The sequence below is a fragment of the uncultured Campylobacter sp. genome (genome assembly GCF_937973075.1).
Taxonomy (GTDB): Bacteria; Campylobacterota; Campylobacteria; order Campylobacterales; family Campylobacteraceae; genus Campylobacter_B.
The window spans coordinates 1-16,795 of the sequence record NZ_CALBWL010000029.1 but is presented as its reverse complement, the minus strand read 5'-3'; the positions used below and the strand labels follow the sequence as shown (position 1 = coordinate 16,795).

Here is a 16,795-nt window from a genome sequence, read left to right as displayed (position 1 = left end):
AAATTTAAAACGTATTTCTCGCCACCAAGCTCGTATTCGAGCCGCACGGACTGCGCCTTGATCGTGATGCCGCGCTCCTTTTCGATATCCATCGTATCCATGATCTGGCTGCTCATCTGGCGCGCCTCAACGGCGTTACACTCGCTAATCAGGCGGTCTGCGAGCGTGGATTTGCCGTGGTCGATGTGCGCGATGATGCTGAAATTTCTGATATTTTTTGTTTTCAAGTGGCTTTCCTGACGAAATTTTAAGCCGCATTGTGCCGAAATTTCATTTAAAAACGGGTAAATGAGCAGGTGGAATTTATAAGACGAAATTTATACGGCGGCTCTAGGCGGATTGGAATTTTACGAAATAAAATTTTGAAAGATAGGTGGAGTACGGGCGGCTTTGAGCAATTTTAAATTTTATCGGCGATGCGTTTTGCCGCGATATAATTTTAGGATGAGGATTGGAATGCGGAATTTTATGAAGTGGAATTCGACGGCTATGTTTGGGGCAGAAAAATTCTAAGTGGTGAAATTTTATGGCAAATTTTATATGATCGCACTTTGCAAAGCCCACTATGCTAACGGCTGAGAATTTTAATAAGCAATAAGGGATCTCTCCTCATACGAGATTTTGCTTTGAATTCTACCAATTGAAATTAGTGCGCAAACTTATATATCATTACGACGCGCAAATCTTAGTAAGTAAATTTTACCGCCAAGTTTTATAGCAAAATTTCGCAATTTAAAATTTCAAAGAAATTCTATCTCATGGAATTTACAGACAAAAATTTGCAAAGCAAAATTCCAAAATATTTGTCGCCAAGAAAACCAAAATTTCGCTCATAAAAAAAGGCTAGCCAGGAGACTAGCCTTTGTAATATGAGCTTAACGCTGATACTACCAATCGGTCTTTTGATTGTAGATATCGCGAACATCGCCAGAATCTAGAATTCTAGTCGAAGTATCGCTAGTACTATTGTCTGACGAGCTACCACCAGCGAACGATCCTACGTCATCCGCTATGCCCGATTTAACCTGACCTTCACCGCCCCAGACCGTAGGTTTAGACTGCTTTATATGTACGCGAAGAGGATTATAATACTGTCGTACGCCCGGATACTTTTTAGAGTAGGCTCCTCCATCATTTGCAGTAAACATAGTCTTATCATTTAAGGCTGGAGTATGAATAAGCCATGGATTAGTAATGATACGTATTGTAGCATGACCTGCTGCAGTGCCACTGATGGTTATATTCTCTCGGCCATTTTTTACCACATTGGCCCTGCTGATATCCACATTTACGTCGCCAACCTTAGTAAGACTATCGTAGTCGCTCACAAACTCCTCGTCTATGTTATTTAAAGTAGCTTTCGTATTTACTACAAACTTCGTAAAGTCAGTTAAGCTACGATCTTGAGCCGCTAGCACGGTAAATATATTCGAGGCTTTAACCTTGCCCGAGACATTCGCAACCGGAACCTCGTAGGCCAAACTATCGCTAGGCGCAGGCATATTCGAGCACTTATCGGTTCTACCACAATAGATTTGCGTGTAAATAGGAACAGATATTGGAGTCCCAGTAGTAGCTTGCTGCACTATAGCCCCCAAACTTTTATCGTACGATGTACCATAGACAAATAGGGCGTAAGTGCCTACATTATCGCTAAAATCTGTAACGGTCTTGCCGGTTGCGTAAGTTTTGCTATTAGAATTAGCGGCGGCTATATAAGCAGCCTTACTTGCAGCTCTGGTCTCGCTAACCTTTCTAGTAATAAAGACATCGAAATCTTCCTTAGACAGCTTTATATCGGTTTTATTGTAGTCCTCAGAGTCGGTATCAGAGATAGCTTTGTATGAGCTATCGAATTTCGATGGCCAAAACTTTCCAAAGATCTTAAGAGCGGTTCCGTCTTGAATATCAAAGTCACTAGCATAGATAAGCACCGGGGTGCTAGGGGTTTTATGCATCCTAGCGAAGTTAAAATACACGGTCGAGTCGGGAGTTTGTCCTTCTCTAAATCCTTGCGCTAAAATTCTGAATTCATTTGACTTCGAGTCATAATTAATTCCTGTACCGCCTTGCGGTCTATTGATAAGCCCGCCTCTTAATGAAGCATCAGAGTAGTAATTAAGAGCTATTTTAAGCGGTATAGGTAAGCCATAACCAGCATCACCGCTAGAAGCGGCTTCCTCCCAGTCTGGCATCTCATCAGTTTTAGAAGAACCCTTACTGCTTCTTACGTTATATTTATAGCATCTGCTATCATATCCAGTAGAGCCTAAGCATACGTCAGAATCTTTAGCAAAATACTGCGTATCGCTAGGGATCTCGTATTTAACGGCAGGTTTATCAGGATATGGCACGTAATTTGTAGCTCCACCGGTCTTATTAGCGGTAGCTGTGGAGCAACGCCCATCGGTACTATTGTTAGCGCAATCAAATCCGAAATTTAGCGCAAAATCAAGATCGCTCGAAAATCCGCACACGGCTTGAAGCTTCTCCTTACCTTTGTCGCCAATTTCCATTTTATATCCGTCATAAAGCGTAGCGATGACATCCTTATAAACTTTGTCAGATAGATACGCTACTGCATTGACCTTAAGCTTAGCCAGTTGGCTTAGCTGATTAGTTACCGCTAAATTCTGGCTAGAATTTTCGTCGGCATATACTACGACATCGTTTTCGATGTCCGGAGCGTTGAAATATGTATACGCAGATATTCCACCCGAAATATTATTATCACCTACACCCCTTGTCACGCCGTTATCAAGGCTTGTGAGAGATACTCTGATACGATCCGGTCGGTAGCGTAATACGATATTATCATTTGTCGCTTTATCTTTGTTAGCAGCAAGCCTCATACCTACGTCGCAGCCTATCATACCTTTAGCATTAGGAATATTGCTAGATGAATTGATGATACATTTAGCGCTATTCCACTTCTTAGAGTATGTCTGATCGGAGTAGGCATCCGTCCATGAGTTATCATAGATATTTACTAGCACATCGCCGACATTGTAGTAGTTAAAAATTTTATCGGCATCTTTGCCTATGGTTTCGGTATAGATGACGGCATAGCTTTTATCTTTTGCCTCAGGATTTTTTCTAGACTGGGTCATAAGATATGCGCCTTGAACATGACCTTTACTATCAAATTTTGCAACGCCCTCCGTCTCTTCGATATTTCTAACGTTAAAATTCGCCCATAGACTTACGGCGTTTTTATCCCATACCCTTCTATACGACGCGTCAAATTTCGAACTTGTACCATTTAATACGCACGAGACATCATCGCTCTTGCCAAAAGAGCCTTTTTTGATAGCTTCCGGATCAATCTCATATTTGCCTGTTTCGGCATTGTATTTAGCACCGGAATATTCCACTGCAGTACCACCATAACAACTATCTTCTTTAACGCCACGTTTTAATGTAGTGGAAGCATTCCTATCTACATAATAGGATTGAGTAGAGACATTAGCCGCGCATTCATTAGATATAAACGGACGCAAGTAGGTTTGAATACCGCGGATCTTGGTTGATATATCTTGAGTATCATCAGAATCCGCGCCATAGCTTTTACGCAGATGATAACGTTGATTGCCAAGATCGCCACCGATTTCTGCTGTGTAGTTAGGTACGCCGTTGTCACTATAGCTTCTGGCCGATATTACGTGAGCCAAGATATCTGCGTTTTGCGTATAATCGCCGCCTACGCGCAGATTATTAGGATTAAGTACGCTGGTGCCATCACCTTTTTTGGTTATATCACCACTCGCAGTGGTATCTACGATCTTACTATACTTGCCCGAATCCTTCAGCGCTTTTGTATCTACATTAAAATATGCAGGGCGAAGCACAAAGTTGTCGCTACCGCATATATGGAACGAGCCGTCTTTTGACATTTGAATTCCGAACTCATCTTTAGCAGCCTTTATATTATTTTCAAGCTTCTGCAGCTCCGGTTGTATTTTATTCTCCCAAATGTCCTTCTTTTGCTCCGCAGTTAGTTTTGTGTTGCACCAGCTAAAATTCTCACCTGTCTCGCAATATCCATATCGCTTTTTAAGCTCCCATTTCTTGAGCTCCGAATAATAAGCCTTAGGATCGCTGTTATTTAAATCTTTGTTTTTTATATACTGATCTAAATCGGATCCTGAGGCAACTTGATTATCCGGACGATAGCTAAGCATAAATGTAAGACCCTGATACGCATCTCCTATCTCTATATCGTTTAGCTCTAAAATACTTTTTCCTTTAAAATCCACTTCCTTATCGATAGTGTAATCGGTTTTGTCCTTCATCTTAAACGGAATTTTTAAGGAATCGGTTACGGATCGGCATGAGTAAACTGCGCTATTTCCCTTATGGTCATCGGCAATTTTATCCGAGGTAGTAGCGGCATTTCTCGCCCTGACAACGGATAAATACAATTTACCGCTCAAGTCAAATTTTTCAAGTTTTCTGGCCTCGCTACCGATATATATGAGCTTACCGGTATTTGGATCTTTTTTGAAGTAAGGAGAATTTGCAGCAGCATCGATATATTCCGTACATTTACCAGTTTCATTGTTATACTCCTTACAAAATTGGCTCTCATAATCCGGTCTAAAGATAAGTTTTGCATCGAAAGGCTTATCGGAGATTTGAGTATATAGTCTATCATCGTCGTCATTTTTACTAAAATTCTTATTGACTACCTGCAAACCGCTTAAAGGTAGGATATTAACGCTTTTAGAAACCTTTGTCGCGTCGCATAATTCAAGCTCGGAAGCGCTATCCATCTCTATGAAGACTCGCTGACCGCCGCCTATATCTAAGCTCATCTTATAACTTAGTGTCACGGCAGGAGCTTGAAGAATTTTTGCACCGGTATTAACGGTAGCGTTAAACTCACCATACGCCGCTTTACCTGGTCTCATTAGACCGCCCACCGGAGTAGTCGTGCCAGCTTTTATCTCTCCTGCACCCTCGCCGATATGGAATTTTAAGACATTCCTATCTAGCATCGTAAATTGCCTATTATTATAGATAGGATCCGTGACGTTTGGGGTGCCACCTTTTATGACGTCTTTCATCGTCTTGTATGCACCCTGCTTCCCGTCGCGTAGATAGACCAGATCTTCGGCTACCGCTGCGGGTATGGTATCCGTAGTGGTATTGATAGGATTGTTTACAGTTAGTTTATTATTTATAGTAGAACTATCTTTAGTATAGGTAGCGCCCGCTTGAGAAAAGTCGATTGATACTACCGCACCTGCTGCATCTTCGCTATTACCGCCATTCAATCTATTTTCAAATTTCATTCTATAATAGATATTCTCGCCGGCAACTACCGGGTTTTTGATCTGCTCAGGAGGTTCATGTAGTTTTTTTACATCCTCTTCGCTTCTTCGGTTACCATCATTATCAAAGAATTTAACCCAGTTAGAGGCGTTATAGACTTCATACTGATAGCACATTTGAGGGACATACAAATCGGCGGAAATAGCAATCATACTTATGAAGTTTTGATCGGCTTGACCTCCGTTGAGATCTTCATACGCCGCACCCAAAGAGATGTTTAGACTAGATTGCGCATTCTTCATCTTTGAACCGATATCGAATTCGTCCAGATCAAATCCACCTAAATAACCAGTGCCGTATGGATAGCTATACTTATAGGTGCCGTTATCATTTATAAGTAAAGCGACAGAGCCGTCGTATATATTAGCGCGATCGTTAGCTAACCGTTGATTAACCACACCAGATCCGTATAGCGAATCCATTTGTGCGGTTCCTTTGTGTTGAACTTTAAAATACTCGTCGGAGGTCATTTTTCTCTCGCCACCAAACCCTAAAAACCCTAGCTTTGCACTTACGGACCCACTTCTAGGTGTATAAAATCCATTGATGGTAGCGTTAATGTTTATAGGCGTATATCCATTATCCCAAGGGGTGAGGACAAAATAATCGCCGTAAATAGTTACGTTTTTTGGTTTAAAATATTTATTTTTATATTCTACGGCCTCTTTATAAGTCATTTTTTGACCCGTTACGCTATCGTTAGATTGTAAATTATCTAGCAAAGCCCTTCTGGACGGGGCGGTTTTATCATATACTACGATTATTCCCCATCCGCCGTACGGCCCAATACGAGCGGTGGTGAACTCTCCATTGGTAAAATCTGCACCGATTGGATCCATACCATCACTCGTTTTTACGTCTCCTACAGTAAATTCAATGCTGTCGGAATAAGGTTCAAAATATTTCTTGACTAGATCGGTAATATCTTTAGTGCAGCCATATTTTAAACGCAAACGTAAGGGCTTGCGAGATTTTGCCAAAAAGTTCCAAGCAGCCGTTCCTTCGCATCTATCTCTATAAACATCTTCTATTATGCTAGCTTTACCTTTCGAGCTTTTCATTTTAAATTTCACCCGTGTATACCCCTTAGCAAAACCGGTCAATTTTTTTCCGTCTTTGCTGTTGTATTCTGCTTCGCTGTCAAAATCAGTCGTGCTGAATATATTTCCCTGCCAATAAAGTCTCGCATAGACTATATCGTCTTTAGTCACGCCCTTAGGAAGCCTCAAAACAGCTTTTGAACTATTCAAATAAAACTGTCCGTCGCCGTCATCTTTAATGTATGTGCCTTTTGCTCCCCACATGTAATCACGGCCTAGAGCAGAAGGCCAGCTTAAACTAATCACCGGCTTTCCGGTCACGGCGTAGTCTCCAAAGACGTATGTGCCCGCACCGCCGAATCTAACTATCGGCTTTTGGTTTAATTCGTCAGACCGATTTTTTATAGTGGTGAAATTATACAAACCCTGATCTCCGTTCCAAGTCCAACCACCTCTCCTTCCGTCCAGCACGCCATCGTCACGATACTCGTTGCTTATTGGGGTAGCAGAATTTATCTTCACGTTCGACCTGTCACCATCTGCAAACGCGTTTGTCAAACAACAAACGAAGAGTGCCAAAATCGGCACCAACTTAAAACTCTTAACTTTCATGATACTACCCTCCGGTCAATAACATAACTTTTGACTATTATTTTACATTTTTTTTGCTTAAATTTTATATGGATATGGAACAAATATAAATAAATTTTAAAGATTTCCTAAAAGAAAGATTTTATAAAATGCGATTTTGTTTATCTTGGGCTACATTAAAAATAATATAATAACAAATAAACAACAACTCTCAAACAATTAAAGTAAAGGCGCGAGAATTCCGCGCCTTAAAAATTCTAAAATTCTAAAATTCTAAAATTCTAAAATTCTAAAATTCTAAAATTCTAAAATAAGCCGAATTTACCGTCTTTACGCTTGTAAAGCACACGCATTTTGGCATCCATATCATTAAAAACCAAAAACTGATCGGTGCTTTCTTTCAGCTTATTTAGCGCTTCATCAATCTCTAGCGGTTTATAAAGCTCTAGCTCGGTAGGGACGATTTCATCGACCTCGTCGTTTAAATTTGGCTCATTAACGCCGATTGCATTATCTACGGCGTTTTGCTTCATTTCGTCGCGATTTTTGTGAGAATTTACCTTATCGTGGTATCTGCGAAGCACTTTTGAGGCGCGCTCGACGATGAGATCGACGGCAGCATAGAGATCTTTATCTTTTTGACGCACGACGATAGTATCTTGATGCGCTAAATTTAGTGAGAAATCCACCACAAAGCCCTTTTTGCCTTGCTTCTCGTCGGCAGAAATTACACAACGCCCAGAGATAATGTCGAGATTATATTTTTCTAGCGTTTCAAATGCGTTTTCGACATAATTTTTGATAGATTCCGTTAGCTCAAACTGCTTACCTACGATATTTAAATTCATCGTCTCTCCTTTGCATTATGGTTTTTGAATAGTACGCCTATGATATGTGATCTGTGGCCTTCCCATAACCGCTACGTTGGATTTTACTACCACGTCTACAAGCGCAGCATGGCTTAGAATTCTGCCCACACTACCGTTTGCAAGCCTTTCGGACGAGCCTTGCCCGAAATTACTATAAGCGACGGTATGATCGTCAGGTGCACCTAGCTGTTTATCGAAATATCCAAATGTCACGGTGATATCAAACATCTTTTGAGCTGGATCATTTGACGGATACACAAGAGTAATCGTATTTAACGTAGGATTGGTCGCAGCCGTAGCGTTCTTCTCCTTAAGCTCAGTAGTTAGATACTGGTGCTTTTGCATAGCAAGGACTGCCAGCTCCGTAGCGCTCTGAGCTAGCAGTAGCGCCTGCTCTCTGCCTTGGATATTATTGACATCGCGAGCCGTCATAGACGCGATAGATAGTGCCGTAATCGCCGTAGTCGCTACAATGATGATAAAAAATATGGCTGCTACTAGAGCGAAGCCTTTTTGCATAGTTTTCATTAGTACACCACCTGTGCTTTACAAACGTTTAGATCCAGCTCTGCGGGATCGAAATTTCTGCCGTCGTCTCTCATACATAGCTTAAGCGCAACGGCACCGTTATCATCCTTAAATTTAAACAAGCTCACGTCCTCTGCTAGTAGTGAGCTGCTAGCAGTGTTATATGAGTGCGCATCATCTGCAACAGTGCTCCATGGACGATAGTTATATTTCAAGAGTAGATTAAAATTCTTACTTAATACTTTACCTGCATTATTTTTCATATATGTTACGACTTGATCTGGAACAATCGCGTAGGCACTATGAGCTATATAGTATTGCTCGGAGAATTCCTGTGATTTATCGTTGTTTGGATTGAGCGGATACTGATTTATCCTGATAGTTTCGCCTTGTATATTACCACTACCTGCATTGCTAGGTGTACCTACGGCGATCAGAACGCGATTGCTACCGTTCACGTCGACCTTTCTATCGTAGCCAAAGCCTATACCTACGCTAGTAGGTGAAGCATCATTAGTAACAACTCTAAATATAACGGCGACTTGGGTATTATTAGATGGAGTATTGTAAGCAGTAGCCCTTAAATTTCCAACTATATTAGCCACTTGGGGGAAATCGCTGCCCAAGGATACCATATTGAATGTAGCTCTCGTATTTCCAATATAGCCTGCATCTTCTGTACCTGCTTTCCATTTGTCATCTCGGAGTTGAGACATCGACATGAAGCCACTCCAACCGGGAGTTCTCTTATTTATATTTCTCGTCTCTACGCTTTGTCCGATCCACTCTAGTATATCGTATTTTGGATCATCTAAAGCGCTAATTGGCACAAACTCGTTTGAGCTAAGTTCTCTGCCTATAGTAGAGCTTTTTATCCTATCTTCTAAGCGATTTGTGATTAGCATCATCGCATTTTGTGTTCTGGCTTCCAGCTGATTTACTGCACGTACATGTACGTAGGATTTGTAGATCTTGGTGTATAGATCTGCGCCAAACATCGAGATGATACCTAGTACTACGATAACAAATACAAGCTCTATAAGGGTGAAACCTTTTTTCATCTCGCGCTCCTATCGGGAATATCGTCTAGTGACGGCTGTCTGAACGCCGACGCCGATATTGGATAGAAACGCTTTTAAAACTACTGATTTGGCAGTACCATCTTTAGCTACGGCATCGTTTAGATCCGTGGCGGCAACCCTAACCATCTTTATATTGGTAGGGGAGCCATTGGCTGGTTGATCACTAAGGGTTCCGTTTATATCGGTACCCTTAGCATAATCTTCCGCAGTAAAAGGCTCTGCTACATAATCTACGTCGACATTAATTCCAGTATTAAGAATAAAATCACCCTTACTACTAGAGCCCACCAAATCACCAACCGTTATATTGGTCGTGAACTTGTCGTAGTCGTCGATATCATTATAACGACCGACTCCGAAAGAAATTCTATTATCTCCTTTGCCGAATTGCCCTTTCGTAGCCGGAGCTTGAGTGCTGACCTCGCGCTTACTAGCTTCATCTAAAATTCCCGGTCTAGCTTCCATAGTGCTATTATCCGGTAACTTTATCGACGGATTTACCGATAAAATTCTTTTCATGCAGCCGGTATCGCCTCCGCAGCTAGCATCTCCTGCATATGCGCTATCCCACTGCGCTTTAGATATACGAGACATAAAAGCTTTAGCGTTATATACGAGCTCCTCTTTGATCGCAAGGGCATTTAACTCGGTCGTCTGCGCGACGATACGCGGGATCGCCATCGTCGTAATCGCCAAAATCACGATGGTAAAGATCAGCTCAATTAGAGTAAAACCTTTTTTCATCTTACATCCTTTCTTTAAAATTTTGAAATTACGGAAACGCAAACTTACTCTGCGTTATCGGCGCTAATTATACTATTGTTAAACTTAAATTTAGAATTTATCGCGTAAATTTTTTCGGTTTTCAAAGATTTTTAAGCCCGAACGCACAAAAATTTTAAAGAAATTTCATTTTTAAATTTGAACACAGAATTTAAGCTTGCATTTACTCAAAGACTATAAAATTACGAGCTAAATAAATTCCAAGGATTTTTTATGACAAATCTAAGTAAAATTCTATCCGCTCTCCTATTTATCGCGTTTATCGGCGGCTGCAGCGGCAAGGGCGACGGCGAGCTTTTTAATCTAAGCCCTGAGGCATGGTATTCTAAAATTTTAGAAGATATCAATAACGCCAGCATGGAGGATGCCGAGAAGCACTACACTAGCTTTTCTAGCGAACATATCGCTTCGCCGCTGCTTGAGGAGATGACACTCATTATGGCATGGGCTTTTGTGGAGGATGAAAACTACGAGAAAGCAAACAAATATCTAGACGAATATATCCGCCTCTACGGTACGACACAAAAGATCGAATATGCAAGATTTTTAAAGATCAGAGCAAATTTCGATTCCTTTAGCCGCCCAAATCGCAACCAAAAGCTAATGCTAAACAGCATCGACGAAATTCGAAAATTTATAGCTGAATATCCGCAAAGCGAGTATCGTCCGCTTCTTGAGACGATGCTAACGAAACTACGCCTTGCAGAGCATCGGCTAAATATTGACATCAAAGATCTATACGAGCGCACCGACCGCGAAAGTTCTGCCAAAATTTACGAGCAACGCATCGAAGAATCCCCGCTAAACGGCACCGACGTAATCAAACCGCGCTCGCCTTGGTATCGCGCGATTTTTGAGTAGGAGGAGCGATGCAACTGATGCAAAACACAACCTTCCCTAGCGATCTACCTATCATCGTCGAGGACGAGCTATTTTTATATCCGTTTATGATAGCGCCCCTTTTCATCGGCGACGAACATAACAAAAAAGCCCTCGATCTTGCCGCCAAAAACGAATCTATGATAATGGTCGTAAGCTCAAAGTCGGAATTTAGCGGCGATAGAAGCTTCGGCGGCATCTATAACGCAGGCGTCGTGGGCTCCGTGATGAGAACCGTGCCGCTTCCCGACGGTCGGGTTAAAATTTTATTCCAAGGCGCGCTAAAAGGCAAAATTGTAAAAGAAATTTCGCAAGATCCATTGGTCGCTACCGTCGATATCATCCACGACGAGCGCGGCAACGATCAAAAATTAGATGCACTGGTAAGCGTGCTAAAGGAAAAAACTAAGACACTTAGCACGCTTACGCATTTTTTCCCGAACGATCTGCTAAAGACGATCGACGACGGCACTGACGCAGCGCGCGTCTGCGATCTGATTTTAAGCGCACTGCGTCTAAAAAAGCAGGTAGCCTACTCGTTTTTTACCGAGAGCAACTTGCAAAAGCGCCTTTTCAACCTCATCAACTACATCTCCGACGAGATCGAAGCGCAGAGGCTCGAAAAGGAGATCAAAAGCAAGGTTCACTCCAAGATCGATAAGACGAACAAAGAGTATTTTTTAAAAGAGCAGCTCAAGCAGATCCAAAAGGAGCTCGGCGGCGATGCCGATCGCGACGTCGAGATCGAGGAATACCGCAAAAAGCTGGAAGCCAAAAAGCCCTATTTAGGCGAGGATGCCTACAAAGAGATCAAAAAGCAGATCGATAAATTTGCCCGCCTTCATCCGGATAGCGCCGATGCGGGGCTCGTGCAGAGCTATCTGGACTGGGTTTTGGAGGTGCCTTTTGAAAAGACCGCCAAACACAAGATGTCCATCGAGGGCGTTACTACGCAGCTAAACAAAGACCACCACTCCCTGCAAAAGCCCAAGGCGCGTATCGAAGAATATTTCGCGCTAAAGCAGCTTTTAGAGCTTCGCGGCACAAGCGGCAAAAAGAGCAAAGAGGACGGCAAAAACGGCGGCGCGATCTTGTGCTTCTACGGCCCTCCCGGCGTAGGCAAGACGAGCCTTGCGAACTCTATCGCGACCGCGCTTAAGCGCAAACTTATCCGCATCGCTTTGGGCGGGCTTGAGGACGTAAACGAGCTACGCGGACACCGCCGCACCTACATCGGTGCGATGCCGGGCCGCATCGTGCAAGGTCTCATCGAGGCAAATCAGATGAACCCCGTCATCGTGCTTGATGAGATCGATAAAATTTCAAGCTCATACAAGGGCGATCCGACGGCGGTTTTGCTTGAAATTTTAGACCCCGAGCAGAACTCGAGCTTTAGGGATTACTATCTAAATTTTAACATCGATCTTAGCAAGATCATCTTTATCGCCACAGCAAACGACGTATCTCTCATACCCGCGCCGCTGCGCGACAGGATGGAATTTATCGAGCTTAGCTCTTACACGCCGCAAGAGAAATTTCAGATCGCAAAAGACTATCTGATCCCTCAGGAGCTACAACGTCACGGCTTAAAATCCGCCGACGTAGCGATCAACCCCGCAGCCCTTGCCGAGATCATCGAAGAATACACGCGCGAAAGCGGCGTGCGAAACCTGCGCCGCCAGATCGCAGCGATATTCCGCAAGGTCGCGGTTAAAATTTTAAAAGACAAAGAATTTAAAAAAATCGTCGTAACGACGAAAAATTTAAGCGAATTTCTAAATAAAAAGGTTTTCGAGATCGACGAGGTCGAAAAATGCGATCAAATCGGCATCGTAAACGGGCTTGCGTGGACTGCGGTAGGCGGCGACGTGCTCAAGATCGAAGCGGTCAAGATCAAAGGCAAAGGCGCGATGACGATCACGGGTCAGCTCGGCGACGTGATGAAAGAATCCGCGCAGATCGCCTTTAGCGTCGTAAAGGTGCTGATCGATGAGGGCAAGCTCAAAGCGGCTCAAGACGCGAAGGCGGGCGCGGCAAAAGCCTCACGCGCGGGCAAAAACTCCGCATTGCGCGCAAATGGCGGTGCGTCTAAAAGCCCTGCGGCAGCGCGAAATTTAGGCACAGAGGAGAATTACGAAAGCTCGGAGCAGATTTATAATAAATTCGACCTTCACATCCACGTGCCCGAGGGTGCGACGCCGAAGGACGGACCGAGCGCGGGCATCACGATGAGCACGGCGATCGCGTCGATTTTAAGCGAACGCAAGGTGCGCGCCGATCTAGCGATGACGGGCGAGATCACGCTAAGCGGCAAGGTGCTGCCGATCGGCGGGCTTAAGGAGAAGCTCATCGCCGCACACAAAGCCAAAATCGCCGAAGTGCTGATCCCGCGCAAAAACTATGAGCGCGACCTAGCGGAGATCCCGGACGAGGTCAAAAACGATCTGAAAATAACGCCCGTAGAGCGGATCGAAGAGGTGCTAGAGTTGGCGCTGATCTAAATTTAAAGCGCCGTTTTAAATTTGGCCACATGCTTGAAGTAAAAAGCTTACAGGAGTATTTGGAGGAAAATAAATGATATTAGGCGGAATAGGTGGTTCTAATACGAGAACGGGTTTGGTTTTTGAGGGTCAAGTCGATTTATCTGACTTTTTATCAAGTCAACAAGACTACTTTGTAGATCAAAATTCAAATGTATTTTTTCGTGGTGAATTAGTTGCTAGAATTTTTAAAAAACACAAGTTTTATGATTTTTTGCAAGAGAAAAACATTGACTGGAAACAGATTATATCTAAAAAACTTTTACCAGATGACAGTATTTATGTTATTGTCAATAATACCTTTTTTATAATAGAGTGCAAATTTCAACAGGTAGCAGGTTCTGTTGACGAAAAGCTACAAACATGCGATTTTAAAAAGAAGCAATATCAAAAGCTGCTTTCTCGTTTAAATATGGAAGTTGAGTATATTTATTTGCTTGGTGCTTGGTTTAAGAAACCTGAATATAAGGATGTTTTGGATTATATCATAAGCGTCAATTGCAAATATTATTTTGAGTATATCCCTCTTCAAATTTTAGGGTTACCTATACCATGAAAAGTGTTTTTAAGCTAATTCGGGGCGATTGTTTCGAGATATTGCCTAAATTTAAGGGCGAGTTTGACCTCATTTTTGCCGATCCGCCCTATTTTCTCTCAAACGATGGACTCAGTATTCAAAACGGGCAAATCGTAAGCGTAAACAAGGGCGAGTGGGACAAAAGCTACGGCATTGATGAGATAGATAAATTTAATCTCGAATGGCTTGCGCTTGCCAAAGATGCACTCACGAATAACGGCAGCGTAATGATAAGCGGGACGTATCACAATATATTTTCGATCGGTCGGGCGCTGCAAAAGCTGGACTATAAAATCCTAAACGTCATCACGTGGGCGAAGACCAATCCGCCACCGAATTTCAGCTGCCGCTATCTCACGCATGGCTCGGAGCAGATCATCTGGGCAAGAAAAAGCGAGAAATTTAAGCATATTTTCAACTACGAGCTAATGAAAAAGCTAAACGGCGACAAGCAGATGCGCGACGTGTGGAGCTTGCCCGCGATCGCGCCGTGGGAGAAGGCGTGCGGCAAGCATCCGACGCAAAAACCGCTGCCGCTTTTGGTGCGGTTAATTTTAATGGCGAGCACTCAAAATAGCGTCGTTTGTGATCCTTTTGCAGGCTCTGCGACGACCGGCGTAGCTGCGAATTTGCTAGAACGAAAATTCGTAGGTATCGAAAAAGAGGACGAGTTTATAGATATCGCCCTAAAGCGCAAACGCGAGCTGGACGCGAATTTCGCCGAATTTAGGCGAAAGATTTCGGATTTGCGACTATTAGAACAAGAGAGTTTGAAATTTTAAAATTTAAGCGTTTGAATTTCAGTGCGCTTTTTGCTTCGCAAATTTGCAACCGCAAAAGAAATATACGTTGCTAGTTTTAAAATTTTGAGCTTCGCAGGCTATTTGTTATTCGCCGCGTTTGCTACCGTCTTTTTCACTCCGCTAAAGCAGCTTGCGAGCAAGAGGAAACTCCAAGCTGTGGCTTGAGCCGATTCTTAAAAAGCTGCGAATGTAAGGCATGAAGTAAGGACGGGGATGCGTGCGGTTAAATTTAAAACCGCCTCATATAGCTGCGCGATATTTTCACTCATCTTTTCGCGTTCAAAATTTACAATACAACCTCGAAGATTATTTTGCAATGCCCTCCTTATCCATACGCTCAAATTTAAAATTCTCGCCGATTTCGTCAAAATTTAGTAGTCGCGTATTGCGTTCGGACGCACATAAATTTAAATCTTTGCCGATTTTTGCTATATTCGCCTAAATTTAATTCCACCTACCTTACTCATCGCGCCGTGCCCAAACCCCAAATTTAACCCCAGCTTAAGCATAAGCTTGTATACTTTGGCTTTAAATTTAAGGCGGCAAATGAGATCACAGAGCGAATTTTTCGGCGTTTTCATCACGCTTCTTGGCGGCGTATTATGGGGATTTAGCAGTGTTTGCGGGCAGTATCTGTTCACGCAAAAGGGCGTTAGCGCCGACTGGCTCGTACCCTACCGCCTAGGCCTCGCCGGGCTTGCGATGGTAGCGTATTACATCGCTCGCTCGCCGCGCCTAGCCTTTGCGCCGCTAAAAGATCGCGTGCTTTTGCCGCAGCTGCTCATCTACGCGTTTTTTGGGCTTATGATGACGCAGTATTCGTACTTTTGCGGTGTCGAGCTCTCAAACGCCGCCGTCGCGACCGTGATCCAGTACTCCGCGCCCGCGCTCATCCTTGCCGTCGTTTGCTTTTTAGAACGACGCGTGCCTAAAAAGGTCGAGCTCATCGCGCTCATTTTCGCGGTGCTGGGCGTCGTGCTGCTCGCCACCCACGGCGATCTTGGCTCGCTGGTTATCAGCGCGGAGGCGCTGGTTTGGTGCCTCATTAGCGCGCTTGGCGTCGTGATTTATAGTCTCATCCCAACGAAGCTAAATCAAAAATACCCCATTGCGCTAAATTTAGGCTGGGGTATGATCATCGGCGGCGGCGTGCTCGCGCTTTACACGCGGGTTTGGCAGCTAGGCGGCGTGAGCGACGCGCAGGGCTTTGCGGCGCTTGCCGCGGTGGTGATCCTGGGCACGATATGCGCGTTTAGCTTTTACATGACGGGGCTAAAGATAATAGGCGCAAGCAGGGCGAGCATGATAGCGTGCATCGAGCCGGTGAGCGCCGCGGCGTTTGCCTATTTTTGGCTGGGGACGGAGTTCGTGTTTCTTGATTTTGCGGGCTTTACGCTCATCATCTCGTGCATATTTTTGCTGGCTAAAGATAGAAAAAAGGCGTAAATTTGGAGGAGAGATGATCTATTTGGCGCAGACCGATACGACGGCGGGATTTTTGAGCAAGGATTTTCGCGAGATAAACGCGCTCAAACGCCGAGCGGCGGACAAGCCCTGCCTCATAACGACGGCAAAGCTTAGCGAGTTAAAAAATCTCGCTCGCGTGCCCGCTAAATTTAAAAACTTAGTGCGCCGCGCAAGAAAAACGACGTTTTTATATCCGAACGCCAAGGCCGTGCGCGTCGTGAAAGGGTGCGCTCACGAGGAGTTTTTGAGCAAATTTGACTGGCTCTACTCCAGTAGCGCAAATTTAAACGGACAAAGCTTCG

General features: G+C 43.7%; 13 protein-coding genes. 6 read left to right on the top strand and 7 right to left on the bottom strand.

Annotated features, from left to right (window positions below; all coding sequences use genetic code 11):
* The 6 genes from Q0274_RS03765 to Q0274_RS03740 form a co-directional block, all read right to left on the bottom strand.
* The coding region (locus Q0274_RS03765; protein WP_298027799.1) for a GTP-binding protein at nucleotides 1–227 on the bottom strand (227 nt) is incomplete at its 3' end.
* Between the two features lie 660 nt (nucleotides 228–887).
* Nucleotides 888–5,450 (bottom strand): hypothetical protein, encoded by a 4,563-nt coding sequence (locus Q0274_RS03760; RefSeq protein WP_298027798.1) that lies wholly within the window; start codon nucleotides 5,448–5,450, stop codon nucleotides 888–890.
* Between the two features lie 1,820 nt (nucleotides 5,451–7,270).
* Complete coding sequence (gene raiA / locus Q0274_RS03755; RefSeq protein ID WP_298027797.1) at nucleotides 7,271–7,813, bottom strand: ribosome-associated translation inhibitor RaiA; 543 nt, start codon at nucleotides 7,811–7,813, stop codon at nucleotides 7,271–7,273.
* Nucleotides 7,814–7,828: 15 nt separating this feature from the next.
* A complete protein-coding gene (locus Q0274_RS03750; RefSeq protein WP_298027796.1) occupies nucleotides 7,829–8,362 on the bottom strand; it encodes a hypothetical protein in 534 nt (177 codons plus the stop codon).
* Nucleotides 8,362–9,423, bottom strand: coding sequence for a type II secretion system protein (locus Q0274_RS03745; RefSeq protein ID WP_298027795.1), 1,062 nt, complete (start codon nucleotides 9,421–9,423; stop codon nucleotides 8,362–8,364). The genes Q0274_RS03750 and Q0274_RS03745 overlap by 1 nt, the downstream gene beginning before the upstream one ends.
* 9 nt (nucleotides 9,424–9,432) lie before the next feature.
* Complete coding sequence (locus Q0274_RS03740) at nucleotides 9,433–10,188, bottom strand: type II secretion system protein (protein WP_298027793.1); 756 nt, start codon at nucleotides 10,186–10,188, stop codon at nucleotides 9,433–9,435.
* Between the two features lie 252 nt (nucleotides 10,189–10,440).
* On the opposite strand from Q0274_RS03740, the gene Q0274_RS03735 reads away from it, so the two are divergent.
* The 4 genes from Q0274_RS03735 to Q0274_RS03720 all read left to right on the top strand — a co-directional run bounded on the left by Q0274_RS03735 (nucleotide 10,441) and on the right by Q0274_RS03720 (nucleotide 15,005).
* Entirely contained in the window at nucleotides 10,441–11,088 is a 648-nt protein-coding gene (locus Q0274_RS03735; RefSeq protein WP_298027792.1) for an outer membrane protein assembly factor BamD, read from the top strand.
* 8 nt (nucleotides 11,089–11,096) lie between these two features.
* The gene (gene lon / locus Q0274_RS03730; protein ID WP_298027790.1) at nucleotides 11,097–13,607 is read left to right on the top strand and encodes an endopeptidase La; all 2,511 of its coding nucleotides are present in this window, start codon (nucleotides 11,097–11,099) and stop codon (nucleotides 13,605–13,607) included.
* Between the two features lie 73 nt (nucleotides 13,608–13,680).
* On the top strand, nucleotides 13,681–14,202 hold the full coding sequence (locus Q0274_RS03725) for a PD-(D/E)XK nuclease superfamily protein (protein WP_298027789.1): 522 nt from the start codon (nucleotides 13,681–13,683) through the stop codon (nucleotides 14,200–14,202).
* A complete protein-coding gene (locus Q0274_RS03720) occupies nucleotides 14,199–15,005 on the top strand; it encodes a DNA methyltransferase (protein ID WP_298027788.1) in 807 nt (268 codons plus the stop codon). Before Q0274_RS03725 ends, Q0274_RS03720 begins: the two co-directional genes overlap by 4 nt.
* Nucleotides 15,006–15,199: 194 nt before the next feature.
* Here Q0274_RS03720 and Q0274_RS03715 read toward each other — a convergent pair whose 3' ends face one another.
* Nucleotides 15,200–15,343 (bottom strand): hypothetical protein, encoded by a 144-nt coding sequence (locus tag Q0274_RS03715; RefSeq protein WP_298027786.1) that lies wholly within the window; start codon nucleotides 15,341–15,343, stop codon nucleotides 15,200–15,202.
* Between the two features lie 229 nt (nucleotides 15,344–15,572).
* On the opposite strand from Q0274_RS03715, the gene Q0274_RS03710 reads away from it, so the two are divergent.
* Both Q0274_RS03710 and Q0274_RS03705 read left to right on the top strand, forming a co-directional pair.
* Nucleotides 15,573–16,472: a DMT family transporter gene (locus Q0274_RS03710; RefSeq protein ID WP_298027785.1), complete on the top strand. Its 900-nt coding sequence runs from the start codon at nucleotides 15,573–15,575 to the stop codon at nucleotides 16,470–16,472.
* 13 nt (nucleotides 16,473–16,485) lie between these two features.
* Nucleotides 16,486–16,795: Sua5 YciO YrdC YwlC family protein (locus tag Q0274_RS03705; RefSeq protein ID WP_298027783.1), on the top strand; the 310-nt coding region annotated here is incomplete at its 3' end.

Coding starts and splice junctions, on each gene's coding strand:
- Q0274_RS03710 (WP_298027785.1), top strand. CDS start 15,573: ATGAGATCACAGAGCGAATTTTTCGGCGTTTTCATCACGCTTCTTGGC.
- Q0274_RS03725 (WP_298027789.1), top strand. CDS start 13,681: ATGATATTAGGCGGAATAGGTGGTTCTAATACGAGAACGGGTTTGGTT.
- Q0274_RS03720 (WP_298027788.1), top strand. CDS start 14,199: ATGAAAAGTGTTTTTAAGCTAATTCGGGGCGATTGTTTCGAGATATTG.
- Q0274_RS03760 (WP_298027798.1), bottom strand. CDS start 5,450: ATGTGCTATCAGTATGAAGTCTATAACGCCTCTAACTGGGTTAAATTC.
- Q0274_RS03745 (WP_298027795.1), bottom strand. CDS start 9,423: ATGAAAAAAGGTTTCACCCTTATAGAGCTTGTATTTGTTATCGTAGTA.
- raiA (WP_298027797.1), bottom strand. CDS start 7,813: ATGAATTTAAATATCGTAGGTAAGCAGTTTGAGCTAACGGAATCTATC.
- Q0274_RS03750 (WP_298027796.1), bottom strand. CDS start 8,362: ATGAAAACTATGCAAAAAGGCTTCGCTCTAGTAGCAGCCATATTTTTT.
- Q0274_RS03735 (WP_298027792.1), top strand. CDS start 10,441: ATGACAAATCTAAGTAAAATTCTATCCGCTCTCCTATTTATCGCGTTT.
- Q0274_RS03740 (WP_298027793.1), bottom strand. CDS start 10,188: ATGAAAAAAGGTTTTACTCTAATTGAGCTGATCTTTACCATCGTGATT.
- lon (WP_298027790.1), top strand. CDS start 11,097: ATGCAACTGATGCAAAACACAACCTTCCCTAGCGATCTACCTATCATC.